This is a genomic window from Microcoleus sp. S13_C3, from assembly GCF_036700905.1.
In the GTDB taxonomy this organism is placed as follows: Bacteria; Cyanobacteriota; Cyanobacteriia; order Cyanobacteriales; family Microcoleaceae; genus Microcoleus.
Genome location: NZ_JAUBPT010000150.1, coordinates 1 through 19,644, shown reverse-complemented (window position 1 = coordinate 19,644; position 19,644 = coordinate 1). Strand labels below are relative to the sequence as shown.

The window sequence follows — 19,644 nt, the reverse complement described above, 5'->3', positions numbered from 1 at the left end:
GATGGGGATCGGGGGAGAGGATTTGACGATTTTTGATCGGGACTCGAAATATACAATTTAAATGCACAACAGCTTAACACCCGCAGCATTGCCGGAAATTTTAATTGTTTCGATGTTTTGAACAAAAATTGCCGTTGGGCTGTACAACTCAAGGCTGAGGGCGATTAAAATGGCGATGGTAAAATTCCGAATAATTCTTTTTGAGCACACTGGGTTAATAACTCATGACAAACTGCCTAATACCTACTGACTAATTAACTTCAAGCGACGCTGAAGTTCTCCCGCCGCCGTAGCAATTACGACCGCCAAAATCGGGTGCAGCGGCTCACTGTGCCGAACTTCTGTAAAAGTGAGCGCATGAATCACAGTAAAATAGGCACAGACTAGCAACAGCGGCAAAAACTCCCGCCAGCGATGCCGCAAAACTATCATGCCCAAAGCAGCAAATACAGGCAAATTTCGCGCCGCTAACATGCCGACTATCTGTGGCGGCGAAAAGAATAGCCGCATTGCCTTCACATTAAACAGATCCTGATAAGGCCAGTCACTTATAGGGTTTCCCAACCAGAAAAAAACTGCTTTTTGCACACAATACCAGAGATAGACAGCAGGCTCGCGGAGGATGGAAGCGATCGCCCGTTTGGTAAAATAGCGATCGCCCTCAATTGTAAAAGCATTGTGTCCCCCATTCCGAGCCGGATTGAGTTCTTCCTCCCAAATCTGAACAATATGGCGTTTTGGCAGTTTTTCATAAGCCAAATGATAAAACTCTGGACTTCCTTGCCACAGCAGCGCCGTAGAAACGCTGTAAATCAAAAAAGTTTTGTGCGTTCGATAATTATGGTAAGTCCAAGGTGCAGTAATGATGATAATTGCGCCCAAATAAGCAAGAAACAAAGCAATCTTGCGCTTAAAATGCCATTGACGCGGCATCAATAGTGGCACAATTGCTGGAAGCAACATCCCTGTCGGGCGACAAAGATTCGTAATTGCCAACAGCGCACCTGCTAATGAAAAATTTTGCCACTGCGGCTGTTCCAATGCCCGCAACAGGCCCAGCACTGTTAAAAGTATTAAAGGCGTGTATAAAACCTCTGTTTGCAGCAGCCTGACATGATGAATGAGGGAGGGATTGATCGCAACTAATCCAGCCGCTACTAAGGCACTTTGAGGGCCAGTAAAACGCCGTGCCAGGATAAAAGTTAGCGGGATGATTGTCGCCCCCAAAAAAGCTTGTACGTAGACTACAGATGCGGGAGAACGACCAAAAATTGCATAGCATCCAGCTATAAAAAAGGGATAAACAGGCGTCCTGCCTGGCCTCTGAAAAAAATAACCGTTCAGCAGATCGTATGCGAAACGTTCATAGCCCGGTTCGTCGCCTCTGAGACGGGCGGGGGTATCGGGGAGAGTTTGGTTGGTGCGCCACGCCAAATAAAGGCGCAATGCCAGTCCCAGCAGCGTCAGACAAATGAGGGCCGAGACAATTATGCGGTGATTTCTTTGCTGCTGCGCTGCCAAGATGTCTGGTGTCATAAAAACTGACTGCGAACATTTGATTGGCTTGCTCCCCATTTTTTAGGTTGGGAATGTCAAAAATTATATCATTTCACCTTCCATCTTTTTGGAGAAGAGATGTTTTTATACCACAGATTATATTTAATGTGAACGGGCGAGCAGAACGTCTTACGGAACAGCCAGACAGCGCGCGATGGAATTGGTCAAAGAACACAACCCCAAACTTTCACCCGCCATCAATCGCACCTGGATTGACTCGCTGGGACGTGCGGAGGTAATTGCAATTTACCGCATTCACCCCAGCGAAATGAGCGGGCGCACTACGGAGGGAATCAGCAGTCGGTGAATATCTCTGCTGGCATGGGAATAATAATTTTCTGAGTGAATCGCGATCGTCCTACTCGCCGGCTCAGTAGCATTCCGATCAAACTGGATATGATATTAAATGAACTTACTTGCCAAAAAATCTCTCATGTACCTATTCACTAACTGCGGCTGTTCCTGCTGCACCCAGTGGCTGCAATTAGGAATGTAATGAATCTGAAAATCCCGGACGTAATCTGCTGTTCCATAGGTTAACTCTTTGCCGAGGGCGGCATCATTTTCTCCCCAAATCATCAGCGTGGGAACTTCCAGAACCCTCCAATTCGGGCGATCGAGAAATCCGCGAGCAATATTGCGGTAATAATTGATAGTAGCAGTCAGAGCGCCCCGTTTGGCAGCCGCATCTTTGTAAGCTTCGATATCTGAGGGAGTAAAGGCGCTTTTGTCAACCGCCATACCTTCCAAAGCAGCCGAAATTGCCTGATAGTCGCCCAATTGAATTAACAACTCCGGCAAAACTGGCAACTGAAACAAAAAGATGTACCAACTTTTCAACAATTGTTGGGGAGTGCGTAGCCCTTCAGCAAACTTGGCCGGATGGGGTAGATTCATCACAATTAATTTATCCACCATTTGGGGATAAGCATAAGCAAAATTCCAGGCGATCGCGCCTCCCCAGTCGTGACCAACTAAGACGCAACTTTCGTATCCCAAACCCTGAATAATGCCCTTGACATCTTGAACAAACTCTGCCATCACGTAAGCAGATCGATCGTGAGGTTTGTCGCTGTCGTTGTAACCCCTGAGATCCACAGCGACGACTTTATAATCTGATGCAAATTCCGGGATTTGATGCCGCCAAGAATACCAAAATTCAGGAAATCCGTGCAGCATCAGCATCAGCGGCCCAGAACCTTGAGTGACATAGTGCAGTTTAATGCCGTTCGTAGCGATAAATTCGTGTTTCCAAGCAGCTTCTAGCACAGACATATTTGATGCTTCCTCTAGATATCGAGATATCGTAGCAGTTCCTCTCTTTAAGAGGAACCAACTTTAGGCCGATCTAGCAATTCTCCCAGCACTTGTAAACTCTTCCTTTTCTCTTCCTTTGTGGAACAGGCGTCCCGCCGGTGCTTCTTCGCGCAAAAAAAGCCGTAGCTTCCGGGGCCCGACGCCATCGCCCGTTTCCCGAAAATATTGCTATCTCTGTCAAGATAATAGTATAATGTTGCTCGCATCCCGACAACTGTTAAGCCAAAAATTACTCATTTTCGAGGGCGCAAAAATCCCGAAGCGCCACAAATTGAGGTGTGGTGATTGTGTAAGTTCAAGAATTAATATCTGGCGAGTGTACTAGGAATTAAAGGAGTTAATACTATGTCTGGCGATCGGCTGCAAAACATTGTTAACCGCTTGACAGATCGTCTAAAGCGCGATGTATTCGTTGAAAAATCCCTCTACGACATTCGAGAAGTTTTGCAGAGCGATCGCGCCGTACTGTACTATTTTTACAGACAGTGGCAAGGTCGAGTGACTTACGAGATGTTAAGTGCGATCGAACTCTCAATCTTGGGTTCAACAGGGCCAGATGAATGTTTTAACGACGAATACGCTGCTTTGTACGAAGCCGGCAGAGTTAAAGCAATTGCAGATATTGAAGTAGAACCAATTAACCCATGCCACCGAGATTTTCTGCGTAGCCTGAAAGTTCGCGCCAATTTAGTCGTGCCAATTTTAACGAACAAAGGACTGTGGGGGCTGTTAATTGCTCATCAGTGCAGCGGGCCCCGCACTTGGTTGCGATCGGACATTGAATTCATGCAGCAACAAGCACAAAATATGGCAATGTCTCCGACAATTCAAGATAGTTAATCTTTCATCCAAAATCCTGCTTTGTGAAAGTTGAGGTGCATTCTATCCATTCTGCTTCGGCTTCCAGAACTCAGTTTTTGGCGTGTATTTCTCGTACCCAGCGCCATCATTTATGCCCACAACCCTATGACCAAAGCATTCAAGCAAAGCGACCATGCAACCTGTACCACCGTATGGATAGCCATGCGGATCGAACCTTAAGTAGTATTTTCCTTTTTGTTCTTGAATGTCAATCAGCTCGTAATCTCCCACCCAAAACGCATCGAGCATAGATTCTAAATCCCACGGTGGGGTCAGCATTCTAGAAGAGCGGCGAATTTCGATCGGCGTGGAAAACCATTCGTCGCTCCACTCTTCTTCTTCTTCAGGGGAGGGATTCCAAAAATATGAACGTTCTGCGTCGGTCAAATAGTTTATAAATGGTCGATCGTTGGTTGTTTCATCGGTCTCTTTTGCAAGCTTAATCATGGTGAAGAGTTCAATCGCGCGGTAGAGGGAATTTGTATCTTTTGATGCGAACTCTATATAACAATAATCCATAATCTTTAAGATTATAATCAAATAAATACTAATGTTTTGCTAACTCTTACACGAGTTATACACGGATAATGAATCTACCAGGGCTTGAGATTCTTCCCTGCGGTCAGAATGACATAATTAGGTTGTGGCTGCGTAAGTCCTATACAGAACTTCAAGCTCGAATAACAGTAACAGATCGCCCGATTGGAGTAGTATGAATCTCAGTGTTCAGCCGTTCTTCGATTTCCGGTGCATTCTCGCGGCGATCGAATATTACCAACCAACCCGAATCCTGTCCCAATCGAGCCAAATATCCATCTAACTGTTCCAAACCTTTGCTCAGAGGGTCGGCTTTCTTAGTCCGCCAAACCTTCAGTTCAATACCCAATGTTACCTCACCGTAGCGCAAACATAGATCCATGCGATCGCGCCCGATCGCATATTCCCGTTCCAAAGTTCCCCCGCCATTAATCACCCGATGCAGAAACGCCATCAGCACTAAATGAGGGGCTATTTCGGGATAGGAAGCACTTTTGAGTAACGGTTCGCCATGTTGCAACCAAAAGGCCATAAAAGCTTGGAGTAAGGCATCGGTCATCAGTTCTCCGCGAGAGTTCAACCAACTCGGACTGATAATCGGTAAACTATCTTGCGGTCCTTGGGCTAAGACTCGCGGCAAAACTTCTCGATAAATCGGATTGGCGATGACTAAACCCCCCGCCGGAGATCGTTTTAGCAAGCCCAAATCTACGAGGTATTGGCGATCGTCATTAGAAGACTCGGGCAGTTCTTGTCCTGCTAAAATCGGCTCGATAATCGCTTTGACTCGATTTTCTCGGAGTCGTTCTGCCAAACTATCCAAATGCGTATCTTGACGTTGAATTATAATTTCTTTAGCTGTTAAAATATGGTCGGCTGTAATTGCGATCGATTCATCAGTAACTAATTCTTCTACTATTTCCTTGGCTAGCGCATTGACTAACCAAGGCTGTCCCTGAGTCAATTCAAAGGCTAAGGCTGTTGCTTCGGGTGTAAAAACTTGTCCGGTATCTTGAGTGTGTTGTGCGTAGAGTTCGGCGACTTCTTCGGCGTTAAAATTTCGTAAAGTTAGCGATCGCACTTTAATATTAAACGGACTAGAAGTATTGAGTCTGTCGCTACCACCCGCAGCGACTTTGTAATCGCGAACATCTCGCAAACCGATTAAGCCAACGGATTGAGGAAAAGCTTTAGGACGATTGGGATAAGCATCGCGCAGTTGGCGCAAGATGGAAATCAAGGCTTGGTCTTGCAGTGCGTCAATTTCATCAATAAAAATTACCAAAGGACGAGGGGATGCTTGCGCCCAAAGACTCAGTGCATCGCCGATTCGCTGTCCCGATTCCAACGAAGGCCAAGCAGGAGGCTGTAATTCCTGGGGAAGTCGGACGGAAATCGCCCGCCGCCAAGCAGCCAAAATCGCCTCTTCTGCACCTGCGATGTCTTGACTGAAGGGTGCGCCGACTTCAGCCGAAACCATGACGGCGGTGTATTGTCCGCTGTCGGTGAGTTGTTTGGCTAAAGCTAGCATGGCGGTGGTTTTACCCACTTGTCGGGGTGCATGAATGACGAAATAGTTCTGCTGAGCAATCAGTCGCTCTAGGTTGGGGAGGCGACGGGTAGCAGGGAGCAGATAGTGGATGTCTTCGCGACAGGGGCCTGCGGTATTGAACCAGCGTGGCATAGGTTAATTGGGGCTAAATGGGGGGGAGCATCTCAGTTTTGCATTTACAGTGCGAGCGTCCCCGCTCGCGTATTGTACAATACGCGAGCGGGGACGCTCGCACTACAATAAAAAAAATGCTTTTTACAAAACTGAGATGCTCCCAAATGGGGTCACTCTCAGTTTACTGTGCTGTTGTCGGAATGGTGTTCTATTGTTAGGCGGAGGTTTGTAGCGACTCATAGGGCTGGATGAGAATCTCAGCGGGAATTCCTAACTCTTGATTCAGCTTCCGAATCATTTCCAGAGTCAAGGATCGTTTGCGAGATAATATCTCAGAAACTTTAACTCGACTGCCAATACATTGTTCCAAATCGCTACCAGACCATCCGCGGGCATCCATGTAGTATTGAATGGCTGCAATTGGATCGGGTATTGCGATCGGAAAGTGTGCCTTCTCGTAAGCTTCTACTAGGGTACTGAGCACATCTAGGCGATCGGACTCAGGTGTATTTGGAGCTGCATTAAACAGCAATTCAACCTCTCGAAGGGCATCCTGATAGTCAGTTTGGGTTCTAATTGGACGTATTTCCATATATCAATTTGTGTTTAGATTGTTTCTGCATCTACCTTGTCATACTCGGCATGAGTGCCAATAAAGCGGATAAAAATAATGCCGATGTCATAACGAATGGCAACAATCAGCCGATAGGAATTGCCTTTGATGTTAAACACAACACGATTGTTGCCAATGATGCTGGCATTACCATGAGCGGACTTAACATCGACTGGACTCTGCCAATCGGCGCGAGACGCTTCGTAGTATCAAGTTTTTAGTGCTTCTGAGGCATCTGGATGAGTTTCCCAAAAGTTTCGCAAGGTGCTGGAGGACAAAATACGCATAGAACTTTGTGACTGGAACTCCCGAAACACGAGACAATTGAAATATCGGTTTTGCCATTTTCCTAGGGCAAATAATAACGTGCTATCTCATCATTTTATCACAGAATCTTTGTCTCTAGGAATAGTTGGTGGCAAGGAGTTTTCGGATGCTGGGGGAGCGAAACCCCAGAATGATATCTTGAGGAGACACGCCACGTTGAATCAGTTCTCGATCGATATAAATCTCGGTACTGTTGTGTTGAATCCAGATTTGATTTTCGATGATATCAAGCTGCATGGCACACCCATAGATGCGATATTCGTCGCGCCATTCGTTGTGCATAACGAGGTATCGATCGCGGGCGATATCGAAGATTAACTGAGCATTTGCGTCATTTTTAGAAAAGTCTTCGAGAAAGTCACAAACAATTTGGCGGTATTCGTTTAGTCTATCCATTGGTCGATCGCCTCACGAATTGGATTGTAAATAATTAGTCGAATTTCATAACGTTCGATGACAGTTTTTGCGGGTTCAAATCTGAGAAACATTTGGTAGATATCGGTGGGCACTGCCAGATAGAGTATACGTTCTGGTTCGCTAGAGACTTCGATGGCAATGCGATAGTTGAGGAATTGACCGAGGGCGGTGTGCAATTCAGAAATGGTGGAGCCACCTGCGAAACTTTTGACTTCTACAGCTATTTTACGTCCTTCTTTTTCAGCGGCGATCGCTTCTTTGGCTGCAAGATCGATGTAGACATCAGCAACACCATAACGTAACTGGTAGGGATCGTGAGTAATCTTCCAGCCATCTTTTTGTAGGGCGATTTTGACCCTGTTGTGGAAGAGATCCTTTGCCATTTTTAGTTTGGGTTCTAATTGGACGTATTCCCCTTAGATAGCATTACGATCGAGTGAGACTTGCTGTTTCCCGATCGTACCGGAATTGATCGAGGGTTCCTTCCTTGATTTTTTCGATCGCCTCCTCAATGACTTCTAGTGGAACGAGGAACCACTCCCTTGGCTGCACTGGTATACCGAAGCGATCCTGTAATTCCAAATCCAATCGAGCGCTGGCGAAGAACTTCTGAAGGAGTGCCTCAAGTCGCTTCCGGTTCATATTTGCCAGTTTGAATTTTGCGACGATTTCCACATCTGCTAGCAGATAGGTGGGGTCTTTCTTGGCGTTGGCAATTCGGCTTTTTACGTCTCCTCCGGTGACACCAATCTTGTGAATGACAGACCGATTCTCAGCAATGAAGGGATGATCCGATTGGCTCCTGAGCACGTAAATGTACCCAGTTGGTAAGTCGTCTGCTGCTTCAATGTGAGAAAACAGGGGGCCGAAATCTGGGGTGGTGATGCGGCGGCTGGCCTTGTCTTTATTTAAAGCACGCTGGAGCGATCGCACTAGCAAATCGCTCTCGGTGGCATTGTCATAAACCACCCTCAGTCGGCAGTCCGATCGACCATAGTCACTGACAAACGGCTCACCCATATCGACCACCATCACCTTCTGCCCATCAAGGATGAACAAATCACCTTCCTTTACGGCCGCATAGTCCTGGTATTTGATGGTTTGCCGTTCCCCCGACTGCAATTGCCGTTGCACTTTGTCAAAGATGGGTTTGAATTCATCAAAGTCCTGGCAGGGAGTCCGTTGGGCGATTTCCTCGGCTGCTTTGATTTCGCTGCGCGATCGCACATGAGTAAGCTGGGTAACATCGTTCTCTGAGGCTGTATCGATGCCAAGGGAGGTCAGCAGTGCTTCATCTGTCAGATTGCTTTCTGCGATCAGGCTGGTATCAGTCTCAGCATCTAACAGTCCGCGTGAGTCTAGCGGTTCTAAGACTGCGCGACATTCCTCCGATTCTCGCAGGCGATCGAGTCGCACGGCATAAAGTCGCTCGAAGATATCCCGATCTTCCCCATGCTGGGGCAGTCTGCCATATTCTTCCACAAACCGCTCGATCTCCTCAAAGCCTGCGACGATCCGCTCTTCTCTGGCAGAACGCTGGCCGGAGGGTTCGGGGGTCATGTCCATGCCCAATTCACCGAGCAATTCCAAATCATCATCGGTGGTGTACTTAGGCATTAGTTTCCTCCTTCACTTTGCGTTGCAGGAAGGCAACTCCTTCTGCCATCCGTTTTTCCCAGGGATCGACTGCTGTGAGAGAGGGCAACCTGCCTTTTTCTTGCTTGAACCGCAGCGCCCGTTTGGCTAATTCCCGCGCTTCTTCCACGCTAAGGGTTACTCGCTTAGCCGCAATGACTTCTGCCACCTGCTTCAGCCGTTCTTCGCTCATGGACTTAGCTAGGATGGCGTAGGCTTCCCCAAAGGGATTGATGCGATCGATCAGATCCATATCGAGATCTGTTACCGATAGGGCGAACTTCCTCACCCCATCGAGGAGTGAGGTGTTTTTCGCTGCTTCCCCACCACCAGGATTTGTGGCGTACTGCCCACCACTTTCGTTCATGGTTTTTTTAGCTTGCTGGACAAGGGTTAGGGCGGCGATCGCGTGTTGGCGGACGGCTTCTCGATCTTCCGCTTCTAGATTTGGGAACTTCTCTTTGACGATTTTGCCCATGCGAACTTGGGTGAGTTCTTCCGGCACCAGTTCTTCATCAAATAGGCCGCGCTCGATCGCGGGCTTATCTTGGACAAAGGCCGTCACCAGTTCGGTCAAGTCTTCGCGGCAGATGCGTTCGGCTTCCGGGCTCTTGGGTTCGGCTAATCCCTTAATTTCCATTTGAATCAGGCCTCTCTCTGGATTGATGCCCACGTTGCACTTGCCTGGATTGTAACCATCTTCCCCGTAGTCGAAACCGGGTGTTGGTTGATTGTCGGGGCGCTTGGGTTTGAACTCGAAGCGTGGCGCGAGCACTTGCTCCATCAGTAGGCTGGCCGCAATGGCTTTGAGCGTGTCGTTCACTGCCTCGGTGACGGCAGATTCGGCGGCATCCGGCTCAGCAATCAGGTTGGTGAATCGAGCGCGGGTTTTCCCTGGTGCATCACGGGTGGCGCGACCGATAATCTGAATAATCTCTGTCAAACTGGAGCGGTAGCCGATCGTCAGGGCGTGCTCGCACCAGATCCAATCAAAACCCTCTTTCGCCATGCCGAGGGCGATGATGATGTCCACACGATCGCGATTGTTCTTATGGGTGGGGTCTTTTAGGGCGGTGGCGACTTTATCCCGTTTGGTGGGGTCGTCGTCTACGAGATCGGCAATCTTGAGGATCGTGCCGTCGGCGGTTTTGACGAGTTGAAATCCCGTCTTGGGATCGGTGCCTTGCCATTCGCCCAGTTCCTCGATGATGTGCTCCACCTCGCGGATCTTGTCCTTCGTACTTTCGCGGGAGTTGACGTTGGGAATGTGCAGGATAGTTTTCTCTTTGGGGTTTAGCACCTGCACGATCTCGTCGGTGTAGCTACCCGCGTAGAAGTAGTAGCCAATGTCGAGTTGCTTCAGGTATTGGTAGCCGTTGAGCTGTTCGTAGTAGGTGTAGGTGACGGTATCGAATCGGGATTCGTCTTCCGGGTGCAAGACGGCTTCGGCATCGCCGCGAAAGTAGGAGCCGGTCATGGCTATGATGTGGGTTTTGTCGCGGGCCATGAGTTGGCGGACACGATCGCCCAGCTTGTTGTCTGGGTTGGACGAAACATGGTGAAATTCGTCTATGGCGATCAGGCGATCGTCTAAGACTTCGATGCCGAATTTGTCCACGGCAAAGCGGAATGTGGCGTGAGTGCAGACCAGAATCTTGGCACCACTGGCTAGAAACTTCTGCACCGCGCCCACTTTGCCGCCGTCGTTTCCCGGTGCGTCGCAGAGATTCCACTTCGGTTCAACTTGCCAATCGGCCCAAAAGCCAAACTGACTCAGCGGCTCATCGTGGAAGCTGGAGCCGATCGCCTTTTCTGGCACGACGATGATGGCTTGTTTGAGGTTCTGGTTCTCTAGTTTGTCCAGGGCGATGAACATCAATGCGCGACTTTTGCCGGAGGCGGGGGGCGATTTGATCAGGAGGTATTGTTCGCCGCGCTTTTGGTAGGCGCGTTCTTGCATCGGGCGCATACCGAGGGCGTTGGGGCGGGTGGAGGTGCCATCCTGGGCGTAGGTGACGGAAACTGAGGGAATCGCGATCGGTTTGCTCATGGGTGGTAAACTTTGGTTTTGCGATTGACAGGCTGTTCGGTAGCACTTATCGGACATTCATTTTGGTAAGTCAAAGTCTACTGATTAAATCGCCACGCCGAAAGGTTGCAGATAGCTGCTGTAAGGAAATCTCTTGTTCGCCATAAAGATCTTGCAGCGCACGTTGAATATCCTGTACTGAGGCATCGAAATAGGCTTCGCTATTTTGTTCAATCAGATGCTGTGCCGATTGAAAATTCTGATGGCTAATGTCTTTCATCTGAATATTCAAATCAGCAAGAAGCTTGCGTCCCATCTGCATGGCAATAAAGCATGAAGCATAGCGAACAACATCTGGATCGGCAGGATTTGGTCTTTTGCGACGATTTTCTGCAATTCTGTAAAGCTGAACGGCAATTACAACTTGCGATCCGCTCAATTGGTCGGTGAAGATTGCGTCATAAAGTTTTCCGAAATGCTCGCGCGAGAAGAATTTTGCTTGATGAGGCTTTTCTCGCCAAACAGATAGTATGGCTTCAGCAGCTACTCCTGAAGTAATATCTATCGGACGGGTACTAGAATCAGATCGCTTCCGGCGGTAATTGAATCCTAATTGCTGAATATCTATTTCCAGTCTTTGCTGGAGTTCGTCATTAGCGCGTAAATCTTTAAGATCTACTGGATTTTGACTATTAGTAGCATAAGTGATTCTTTGAACTAAACTTTCGTTTTCATGAGGTAATTGATAAAGTCGAAGCAGAACATAAGCTTGGGCATTTTCATGAAGCAAATTGTTGTCACGCAAAGTTTTGAATATGGTCAGACAGGTTTGGCCTCCATTGATAATTTGTAAATTTTCGACACGCACCTGATAATTACCATCTTGCAAAGCGTTGTACGAAAAGTTTTCACAAGTTAGGGTTATCCCATTATTGTAAAAGTAGAAATTGTTCTTCTCATCGCTGGTTAAAGTGTTTCTAATAGCCTCATTGACGCGATTACCTTGCAAGCCTAAGTAACGACGAATATTCCGCTCTAATAATCGTTCACCATGTCGTTCAATTAGTGCTGCGATTTCGGTGACGGAAATTCTGCCAACTAATACTCGGCTAAATTCCATATCTTCAACGATCGCCTTGCCACTTAGTTGCAAAGAATCTTTTACGGGTTTGGAAGCTTGCAGAATTTTGACCAAGCGTTCGTGATTAATATGCTCCCACGTAACTTGACTGCCGAAGCCAGTGCGTTCAATAGCTTCCTGTGCAGACGCATTCCAATTTAGGCCATTGTTACAGGCTAATGCCCGAACCTGTGGGATGTAACCATCCCGAATCAAACTACGAGCTTCTTCGACTTTTGCGAGCAGTCGTTGATTAATATGTTCTAGTCTAGCTGCTGGATTAAATAAGTATTGAATTGCGTTGATTAAACTTTCAATGCCTTCTTGGGGAAAGTTAGAATCTCCTGCTAGCTTGTTTTTGTATTTTGCTTGAAACAAGCTAACTGTAAATTCACCATCATACTCTTCGGAAATGTGCATGGCATCTACGCCAAAGTCACCAGATCCTTCGGTCAGGCACTCGAAAGCGTCGTCATCTTCTAAATCCAAGATGGTTCTAACACATAGGTATACAAATGCGAGGGACTTGATTTTACCTTCATCTTGGATGTGCAATTCTTCGGCGGACTTTTGACGAATATCGTTAACGACTGATGCTAATCGTTGGTCAATGATAGATGCATTAATGTCCATGTACTTATTTACTTAGTATGTTCTCAAGAATTCGCTTCATTCAGTCTAGGCGGGAATATGGTCGGCTTGATTATGAGATAGTTGAGAATTTTTAATTCTTTTGCTGAAGCCAGTTAGTTAAATCGACGATATTCGTAAAACCCTTCAAGTCTAGATTGCACAGCCTCTGCATATTCTTGCAGGGCTACTGGGTGAAATTCATATTTCATTGCTGTGCAAGTTGCCGTATTTGGGCTAAGGCAATATCTCCGGGAATGGTTTGAACTGCGCCGCTATCAATTTCGGCAATGCGTTCTTGAGCTTTCTGCACGCCTTCTAATAAAATATCTCGATCGATTTGTCTTTCCATGCTCTCCACAATTTTGTCAATGAGGATAGCCTTGGCTGCATCTGGTAATGCAGTTGCTTCTGAAATGAGTTGGTCTAGGGTTAGCATTGGCTTGTTTGGCTATAAGGGGCTAGTCTGATTTTAACATTCTGTATTTAACGGGTCATTTTGGTAGCTCGTAGGCGCAAGCCGGGGCGCAGCCATCGCGCTTCTCATTATTTACCTCCTTTAGGTTTGGCGGACATTTTTGGCAGTGCTGGCTGACTGGTCATTTTTGTGTACAATTCAAACAGTTTTTCGAGGCGTTCGGTGTCGTTTTTGAAGCGGCGACCAATGTAGATTCGTTCCAGGATTTCGTCGTTACGATCGTGCGCTTCCCTAACCAGAGGGAATTCGGTATCCATACGATCGCGATCGTACATATCGGCGATCGTGGCTGGGAAATAGTGCTCTCGCGCTAGCAGGATATCTTCGGCGCAGCGGGTGAGGTCGGCTTTGTTTTGCTCGGTGAGGGTGGGGACGGGGAAGGTGTTCCAGCCGAGGGTGTTCGAGTAGCGATATCGGGTTTCTAGCTTGCCGCAGACGGTGGCGATCCAGACTAGGTGAAGGCGTGAGGCGATCAGTGCCATGTTCCAGAGTGGGGCATCGTAGAGGGCGAATGCAAGATTGCTCAGGACACTTCGGTGATCGAATAATGAAACTGGCAGGTACTCTCTATTCTCAGAAGATGCGCCGCCAACACCAACCGTATGATAATTAGCTCGGCCTGCCAAATACACAAATCTGTGTGGGCGATCTGCAAACTCTTTTGTTGAATCGAGGGGACTCACAGTTCGCATTTCAGAGACCTTCTTCAACCGAATTCTGATCTCAGGAACTGACATTGCGATATCTAAATCACTGTCCTCAATCCAAAGGCATTTTCTCTGATTTCCCTTAACTAATTCATCGGTGCCGATATAAGGTCGAATGAGGCTTTGGATTTCTGTATAGGAACCAGAAAGTTTCCTCGCCTCTTCAGGTGAGAGCAAGAGGTTCCCACCATCGCGTGGCATACTCCCCATAATCATCGAGGGTAAAGTTGAAATTGGTTTCGGTTCTGTTTCTACAAAAATATCGGGAGTTGCCAAAATGTAGGGACTGATATTAGAAACAACTTGTAACTGCTCCTCCTCAAATATTTTCTTCTCTTGTTTGTTGGAAGTAGTAGAAACACCAACGATATTCACAGTAACCCCAGCGTTATTTGCAGCAAGATTTGCCCACTTAAAAGGTCTATAGGCGAACACGATTTGAGCATTGCCGCTTAGGAGAAATTTCCAGAGAACCGATACCTGTAGTCCTTCACAATTCGAGCTGGTACACACAAAGGCGAAAGTGGCAGGCTGATTTGCTATAAACTCCGAACCTTTCAGGAACCAGCCAGCCACATAATCCAGAGATTTCCATTTTTTTATCTTTTTACCGCAGAGCTGCTCCAAATCGGATTTTTGTTCATCCGTCTGTTTACGGCTTCCATAGTACGGGGGATTTCCACAGATATAAATCTCTCCGCCCTGATTCTCAAAATCAATCTCAGCCTGTTTCAGCGGCGTACTAAACAAATCATTCGCAACTAACTTCACCCCCGTTCCTGTCGGCGGACAAAGACTCAACCAATCCAACCGCAACGCATTCCCACAGGTAATCCAGTTATCATTTTTGAGCGGCAAAAACTCCGCCAGCGCCAGCTTTGGCCCTCGATACATCACATCACATTGATACTCCGCAATAATCAAGGCCAACCGCGCAATCTCACAAGAAAAGTGACGCAATTCAATTCCCCGAAAATTCGTCAGCGGAATCTCAGACTTGCGATCGGGCTCACCCCGAAGACGATTAATCTCCCACTCAATCTCGCGCATCTTCTTATACGCAATCACCAGAAAATTCCCCGAACCACAAGCCGGATCGAAAACCCGAATTCGCGCTATCCGTTGCCGCAAATTCAGCAGCTTGCGGGCATTCTCCCCCGCTGCCTCCAATTGCTCCCGCAAATCATCCAAAAACAGCGGATTCAACACCTTGAGGATATTCGGTACACTCGTATAGTGCATCCCCAACGCACCCCGCTCCTCATCATCCGCCACCGCCTGAATCATCGACCCGAAAATATCGGGATTAATCTTTGTCCAGTCCAGATTGCCAACATGAAGTAAGTACGATCGGGCAATCTTGCTAAAACGCGGCACTGCCACCCCACCCGAAAACAGCCCTCCATTCACATAGGGGAATCTATCTGCCCAATTGCGAATCTTCGCCGCCTCCCGATCCTTAAGTGGCGTACACATCGCCCGAAACATCTCCGACAGCACCTCGTGCGTATTCGACGAATCACTCGCACTCATTTGTTCGATGGTGGCAGTGAAGAGGGCATTGCTGTGAAAGATATTCGTATCCTCGGCGAAGAAACAGAAGATTAGTCGCGCCATGAAGTGATTTAACGCTTCCCGGCGATCGGCCTTGTCCCACTCCGGGTTCTCCTTCAGCAACTCCACATACAGGCGGTTGAGGCGCCCCGTAGCCTTGATATCAAAGGCATTCTCCCGGATCTGCTTGACTGTCGTAATGCCCGCCAAGGGCAGGAAAAAACCGAAATGGTTGTGAAAGTCCGGGTAATCGCAAGCGACTATCTCCCCATCAGCGAGGTTTTCCGCCTCAAAACTTTTGCCATCTGTGGCCAGGATAAACTTAACCTTATACCGAGCCGTCGCCGCACTATCCCGCAACGCCGTGAGGGTGTTTGTCACCTCGCCTTCCGGGCAAACCTTCACATGGATATTGTTGCGCTGGAGCACGCCACCGAGATCCGATTGGTTGGAGCCACCGCTTTTGCTTTTGAGCCGCTTGAGAGTCGTCGGCTTGTTACCAAAGGCTTCGAGGAAGGCAAAGGGGAACTCTTCCGAGTCAAAGGGCGCTTCAGCGAGCCTGGAAACTGCTTCTTCGATTTCGACTGCATTCATACTTCGACCATAGGTAGCTCAGGGGCGGTAGCTCAGAGGTTCCATTATCACCTCTTAACGCAATTTTGGATTTTACCTTGATTTTCGATTATGGGGGTTGCGATCGCGGCGTTTTGGGGTGGAGGGCGATCGCCTACATCTTTCTTACTCCCCATCAGCATCTCCCTTCCTCGAAGGTTAGGTGCTTTAGTGAGAATTAACTAACAGCTACAGCCTCCCCCAAAGGATGCTGCTGCAAAACCGCTTGCAAATACTTCCCAGTATAAGAACGAGGATTTGCCGCCACCTCCTCCGGCGTCCCCGCCACAATAATCTCGCCTCCCTTATCTCCCCCTTCAGGCCCCAAATCGATCGCCCAATCGCAGCACCGAATCACATCTAAATTGTGTTCGATTACCAAAATTGAATTCCCCTTATCCACCAATCTTTGCAGCACATTTAACAAATGGTGAACATCATAAAACGACAAACCCGTCGTCGGTTCATCAATCAAATAAAGCGTCTTCCCAGTAGCGCGGCGCGACAGTTCCGTTGCCAGTTTTACCCGCTGCGCTTCGCCCCCAGAAAGCGTCGGCGCCGGCTGTCCCAACTGAATGTAACCCAAACCAACATCAACCAAAGTTTGCAGTCTGGCGCCCGCCCTGGGAATATTTTTAAACATTTCCAAAGATTCCTCCACGGTCATGTTCAAAACATCAGAAATCGACTTGCCTTTATACTTCACTTGCAGCGTTTCCCGGTTGTACCGTGCACCCTTGCAAACCTCGCACTGCACGTAAACATCCGGCAGAAAATTCATCGAAATCACGTTCACGCCCTGGCCACCACAAGCTTCGCACCTTCCCCCTTTCACGTTAAAAGAAAACTGCCCCGCTTTGTAACCTCTTGCCTTCGCTTCAATGCTTTCGGCAAACAAATCCCGAATCACATCAAAGACTCCAGTGTAAGTAGCGGGATTAGAGCGCGGAGTGCGGCCGATGGGAGATTGGTCGATGACAATTACCTTATCAACGACATCCTCTAGAGAGCGTTCCCCTTTAGTTTTGAGGGCGTCCATATCGGGTGGTAAAGGCACTTTTTTGGTGATATAGTGTTGCAGCGACGGGTACAGCAATTCATTGATTAAAGTTGATTTTCCCGAACCGGAAACCCCCGTGACGCAGACAAGTTTTCCCAGCGGAATTTCCACGTCAATATTTTTTAAATTGTTGCGCGTCGCATTTATGATTGAGAGAGCTTTGCCGTTGCCTTTTCTTCTTTCATTAGGGGTTTCAATTACTCGTTTTCCAGACAAATAAGCACCAGTCAAAGATCCCTCAGCCGCCAGCAAATTTTCTAAACTTCCTTCCGAGATAATTTTGCCGCCGTGGACGCCAGCACCGGGCCCGATATCCACAATGTGGTCGGCCGCTCGCATGGTTTCTTCATCGTGTTCTACGACAATCAAAGTATTGCCTAAATCGCGCAATTTTGTTAAGGTTTGCAGCAGGCGAAAGTTGTCTCTTTGATGCAGTCCGATGCTGGGTTCGTCCAAAACGTAGAGAACACCAGTCAAACCAGAACCGATTTGAGTCGCCAGCCGAATTCGCTGGGCTTCTCCGCCAGAAAGCGTCATTGCTGCGCGATCTAAAGTCAGGTAATCTAACCCGACATCGAGCAAAAATTGCAGCCTTGCTTTGATTTCTCTCAGGGCTAAATCGGATATTTGGAATTGCCGATCGCTCAATCCCAAATTATTTACTCGTTCGCGGCATTCGCGAATCGAAATACTGGTTAAATCTACAATTCCGTACTGTCCCAACCGCACCGAAAGCGCTTCGGGTTTCAAGCGTTTGCCGTGACAAACCTCGCAAGAGCGATCGATCCGATACTGTTCCAGCTTCTGCTTGATCAAATCAGAACCAGTATCGTCGTACTGGCGCTGCAACATGGCAATCACGCCATTAAAATCTCTCCTAAAATCAGTGCTGCCGTCGCGCTTTTTACCTTCTGCACTGCGCTTGGACTCATTGCCGTACAAAATTACCTGCTGGTGTTCGGGCTTTAATCGATACCAAGGAGTGTCGATATCAAACCCGCAAGTATCCGCAATACTGCAAAGCAAAGAGAGATAATAGGAATTGTCTTTGTCTGACCAAGGCGCGATCGCACAATAAAGAGGCGCTTTCTCGTCGGGAACTACCAACTCCGGCGCAAAAGTCCGCAAACTCCCCAAACCGTGGCAGTTTGGGCACGCGCCGTAGGGCGAATTAAACGAAAATAACCGGGGGGAAAGTTCTTCCATTACTGCGCCGTGTTCGGGACAAGCAAAGTTTTCGGAAAATACCATCGGCCCCTGTGGTTGAGAATTTTCTTCAGTCGGTAACTCTTCAATTATCGCAATTCCCTCTGAATGGCGCAAACAAGTTGCCAGAGAATCAACTAAACGTTCTTCTAAACCGGGTTTTTTAATTAACCGATCGACAACTATCTCGATATTGTGCGTATGATTTTTATCTAATTCGATATTTTCCGAAAGTTCTAAAATTTCTCCGTTAACTTTGACACGAATAAATCCTTCCGCAGCTAAACTCGACAATAATTTGCGGTGAGTGCCTTTTTTTCCACGCACAACTGGTGCCAAAAGGTGAAAGCGAGTGCCATCGGGAAGTGCCATGACTCGATCGCACATTTCATCAATTGTCTGCGGCGCAATGCAGCGATCGCAAATCGGACAGTGCGGTTCGCCGGCTCTGCCGTAGAGCAATCTGAGATAATCGTAAATTTCTGTAACAGTGCCAACAGTCGATCGCGGGTTATGAGAAGTTGACTTTTGGTCGATCGAAATAGCCGGACTCAAGCCTTCGATCGCGTCCACATCCGGTTTGTCCAACTGTCCCAAAAACTGGCGCGCGTAGGCGCTGAGAGACTCCACGTAGCGGCGCTGTCCCTCGGCAAAAATTGTATCGAAAGCCAGGGAAGACTTGCCAGAACCGGAGACACCAGTAAAAACGATCAGGCGATCGCGCGGCAGTTCCAGATCGATATTTTTCAGGTTGTGCTGTCTCGCACCGCGAACCCGAATCGTATTTTGGTTGTTAGAGTGAGAATTCGTCAAATTATGCCCGTTGCGGGATGCACTTGGCTGGCTGTTTGAGGTTTCGGCGCGTTGGGACATGAGAGTAGTGCAAAACAGTGCTTAACCATCTTAGCGCTGCCGATCGAATAGCTGGCATCCAAACTCAAGAATATCAAAGAATAGTCAAATAAGTTTCCGTCGGCCCGTCGGGCAAAACCTTCAATCTTTGATTTTTCAAATCTATTTCAATTCCCAGCGCTTCCATCGGAATCACGCCTAAAAGTGGAGTTTTCCCCTCTGGCAATTCCAAACACTCAAAAGTCCCTTCGCGGCCGCACAGAGAAATCGAAGCATCCCGAAAAATCCTCGCCTCACTAAGCTGTTCGACATCTAAACTGCATTAACTAAGTTACCTTTATTTTTTATTTTTCGGTTCCATTTCATAATTAGTCCTCCTTCATTTAACAGCAGGGTAAACGCATCTAAATTAATTTGACAAATACCTAAATTTGTGCACTACTAAATAACTAAAAAAACCTTCTAA

General features: G+C 47.7%; 16 protein-coding genes and 2 pseudogenes. 2 read left to right on the top strand and 16 right to left on the bottom strand.

Annotated features, from left to right (window positions below; all coding sequences use genetic code 11):
• Nucleotides 1-57: 57 nt before the first annotated feature.
• On the bottom strand, nucleotides 58-210 hold the full coding sequence (locus QUA16_RS29160) for a hypothetical protein (protein WP_333181542.1): 153 nt from the start codon (nucleotides 208-210) through the stop codon (nucleotides 58-60).
• A gap of 33 nt (nucleotides 211-243) precedes the next feature.
• A complete protein-coding gene (locus tag QUA16_RS29155; RefSeq protein ID WP_333107690.1) occupies nucleotides 244-1,536 on the bottom strand; it encodes a glycosyltransferase family 39 protein in 1,293 nt (430 codons plus the stop codon).
• Nucleotides 1,537-1,711: 175 nt separating this feature from the next.
• On the opposite strand from QUA16_RS29155, the gene QUA16_RS29150 reads away from it, so the two are divergent.
• A complete protein-coding gene (locus QUA16_RS29150; RefSeq protein ID WP_333107689.1) occupies nucleotides 1,712-1,864 on the top strand; it encodes a hypothetical protein in 153 nt (50 codons plus the stop codon).
• Nucleotides 1,865-1,959: 95 nt separating this feature from the next.
• On the opposite strand, the gene QUA16_RS29145 is transcribed toward QUA16_RS29150, so the two are convergent.
• Complete coding sequence (locus QUA16_RS29145; protein ID WP_333107688.1) at nucleotides 1,960-2,832, bottom strand: alpha/beta hydrolase; 873 nt, start codon at nucleotides 2,830-2,832, stop codon at nucleotides 1,960-1,962.
• Nucleotides 2,833-3,219: 387 nt separating this feature from the next.
• On the opposite strand from QUA16_RS29145, the gene QUA16_RS29140 reads away from it, so the two are divergent.
• Nucleotides 3,220-3,714: a GAF domain-containing protein gene (locus QUA16_RS29140; RefSeq protein WP_333107687.1), complete on the top strand. Its 495-nt coding sequence runs from the start codon at nucleotides 3,220-3,222 to the stop codon at nucleotides 3,712-3,714.
• 42 nt (nucleotides 3,715-3,756) lie between these two features.
• On the opposite strand, the gene QUA16_RS29135 is transcribed toward QUA16_RS29140, so the two are convergent.
• The 13 genes and pseudogenes from QUA16_RS29135 to QUA16_RS29075 all read right to left on the bottom strand — a co-directional run.
• Nucleotides 3,757-4,254, bottom strand: a complete 498-nt coding sequence (locus QUA16_RS29135; RefSeq protein ID WP_333107686.1) for a hypothetical protein — start codon at nucleotides 4,252-4,254, stop codon at nucleotides 3,757-3,759.
• Nucleotides 4,255-4,405: 151 nt separating this feature from the next.
• Complete coding sequence (locus QUA16_RS29130; RefSeq protein ID WP_333107685.1) at nucleotides 4,406-5,956, bottom strand: ATP-binding protein; 1,551 nt, start codon at nucleotides 5,954-5,956, stop codon at nucleotides 4,406-4,408.
• A 196-nt stretch (nucleotides 5,957-6,152) separates the two neighbouring features.
• Nucleotides 6,153-6,530 (bottom strand): transcriptional regulator, encoded by a 378-nt coding sequence (locus tag QUA16_RS29125; RefSeq protein WP_333107684.1) that lies wholly within the window; start codon nucleotides 6,528-6,530, stop codon nucleotides 6,153-6,155.
• Nucleotides 6,531-6,544: 14 nt separating this feature from the next.
• A pseudogene (locus QUA16_RS29120) lies at nucleotides 6,545-6,748 on the bottom strand (type II toxin-antitoxin system HigB family toxin); the annotation flags it as partial.
• A gap of 205 nt (nucleotides 6,749-6,953) precedes the next feature.
• Entirely contained in the window at nucleotides 6,954-7,274 is a 321-nt protein-coding gene (locus tag QUA16_RS29115; protein ID WP_333107683.1) for a XisI protein, read from the bottom strand.
• The gene (locus tag QUA16_RS29110) at nucleotides 7,262-7,678 is read right to left on the bottom strand and encodes a XisH family protein (protein ID WP_333107682.1); all 417 of its coding nucleotides are present in this window, start codon (nucleotides 7,676-7,678) and stop codon (nucleotides 7,262-7,264) included. Before QUA16_RS29110 ends, QUA16_RS29115 begins: the two co-directional genes overlap by 13 nt.
• A 43-nt stretch (nucleotides 7,679-7,721) precedes the next feature.
• On the bottom strand, nucleotides 7,722-8,912 hold the full coding sequence (locus QUA16_RS29105; RefSeq protein WP_333107681.1) for a GIY-YIG nuclease family protein: 1,191 nt from the start codon (nucleotides 8,910-8,912) through the stop codon (nucleotides 7,722-7,724).
• Entirely contained in the window at nucleotides 8,905-10,980 is a 2,076-nt protein-coding gene (locus QUA16_RS29100) for a DEAD/DEAH box helicase (protein WP_333107680.1), read from the bottom strand. Before QUA16_RS29100 ends, QUA16_RS29105 begins: the two co-directional genes overlap by 8 nt.
• 70 nt (nucleotides 10,981-11,050) lie before the next feature.
• Nucleotides 11,051-12,712, bottom strand: a complete 1,662-nt coding sequence (locus tag QUA16_RS29095) for an AIPR family protein (protein WP_333107679.1) — start codon at nucleotides 12,710-12,712, stop codon at nucleotides 11,051-11,053.
• 205 nt (nucleotides 12,713-12,917) lie between these two features.
• The gene (locus tag QUA16_RS29090) at nucleotides 12,918-13,148 is read right to left on the bottom strand and encodes an addiction module protein (protein ID WP_333053276.1); all 231 of its coding nucleotides are present in this window, start codon (nucleotides 13,146-13,148) and stop codon (nucleotides 12,918-12,920) included.
• Between the two features lie 107 nt (nucleotides 13,149-13,255).
• A complete protein-coding gene (locus QUA16_RS29085; protein WP_333107678.1) occupies nucleotides 13,256-16,042 on the bottom strand; it encodes a DNA methyltransferase in 2,787 nt (928 codons plus the stop codon).
• A 196-nt stretch (nucleotides 16,043-16,238) separates the two neighbouring features.
• Complete coding sequence (gene uvrA / locus QUA16_RS29080) at nucleotides 16,239-19,199, bottom strand: excinuclease ABC subunit UvrA (protein ID WP_333107677.1); 2,961 nt, start codon at nucleotides 19,197-19,199, stop codon at nucleotides 16,239-16,241.
• A 73-nt stretch (nucleotides 19,200-19,272) separates the two neighbouring features.
• A pseudogene (locus QUA16_RS29075) lies at nucleotides 19,273-19,479 on the bottom strand (aspartyl protease); the annotation flags it as partial.
• Nucleotides 19,480-19,644: the final 165 nt, after the last annotated feature.

Coding starts and splice junctions, on each gene's coding strand:
- QUA16_RS29140 (WP_333107687.1), top strand. CDS start 3,220: ATGTCTGGCGATCGGCTGCAAAACATTGTTAACCGCTTGACAGATCGT.
- QUA16_RS29150 (WP_333107689.1), top strand. CDS start 1,712: ATGGAATTGGTCAAAGAACACAACCCCAAACTTTCACCCGCCATCAAT.
- QUA16_RS29100 (WP_333107680.1), bottom strand. CDS start 10,980: ATGAGCAAACCGATCGCGATTCCCTCAGTTTCCGTCACCTACGCCCAG.
- QUA16_RS29115 (WP_333107683.1), bottom strand. CDS start 7,274: ATGGATAGACTAAACGAATACCGCCAAATTGTTTGTGACTTTCTCGAA.
- QUA16_RS29085 (WP_333107678.1), bottom strand. CDS start 16,042: ATGAATGCAGTCGAAATCGAAGAAGCAGTTTCCAGGCTCGCTGAAGCG.
- uvrA (WP_333107677.1), bottom strand. CDS start 19,199: ATGTCCCAACGCGCCGAAACCTCAAACAGCCAGCCAAGTGCATCCCGC.
- QUA16_RS29130 (WP_333107685.1), bottom strand. CDS start 5,956: ATGCCACGCTGGTTCAATACCGCAGGCCCCTGTCGCGAAGACATCCAC.
- QUA16_RS29090 (WP_333053276.1), bottom strand. CDS start 13,148: ATGCTAACCCTAGACCAACTCATTTCAGAAGCAACTGCATTACCAGAT.
- QUA16_RS29105 (WP_333107681.1), bottom strand. CDS start 8,912: ATGCCTAAGTACACCACCGATGATGATTTGGAATTGCTCGGTGAATTG.
- QUA16_RS29125 (WP_333107684.1), bottom strand. CDS start 6,530: ATGGAAATACGTCCAATTAGAACCCAAACTGACTATCAGGATGCCCTT.
- QUA16_RS29135 (WP_333107686.1), bottom strand. CDS start 4,254: ATGGATTATTGTTATATAGAGTTCGCATCAAAAGATACAAATTCCCTC.
- QUA16_RS29095 (WP_333107679.1), bottom strand. CDS start 12,712: ATGGACATTAATGCATCTATCATTGACCAACGATTAGCATCAGTCGTT.
- QUA16_RS29110 (WP_333107682.1), bottom strand. CDS start 7,678: ATGGCAAAGGATCTCTTCCACAACAGGGTCAAAATCGCCCTACAAAAA.
- QUA16_RS29145 (WP_333107688.1), bottom strand. CDS start 2,832: ATGTCTGTGCTAGAAGCTGCTTGGAAACACGAATTTATCGCTACGAAC.
- QUA16_RS29155 (WP_333107690.1), bottom strand. CDS start 1,536: ATGACACCAGACATCTTGGCAGCGCAGCAGCAAAGAAATCACCGCATA.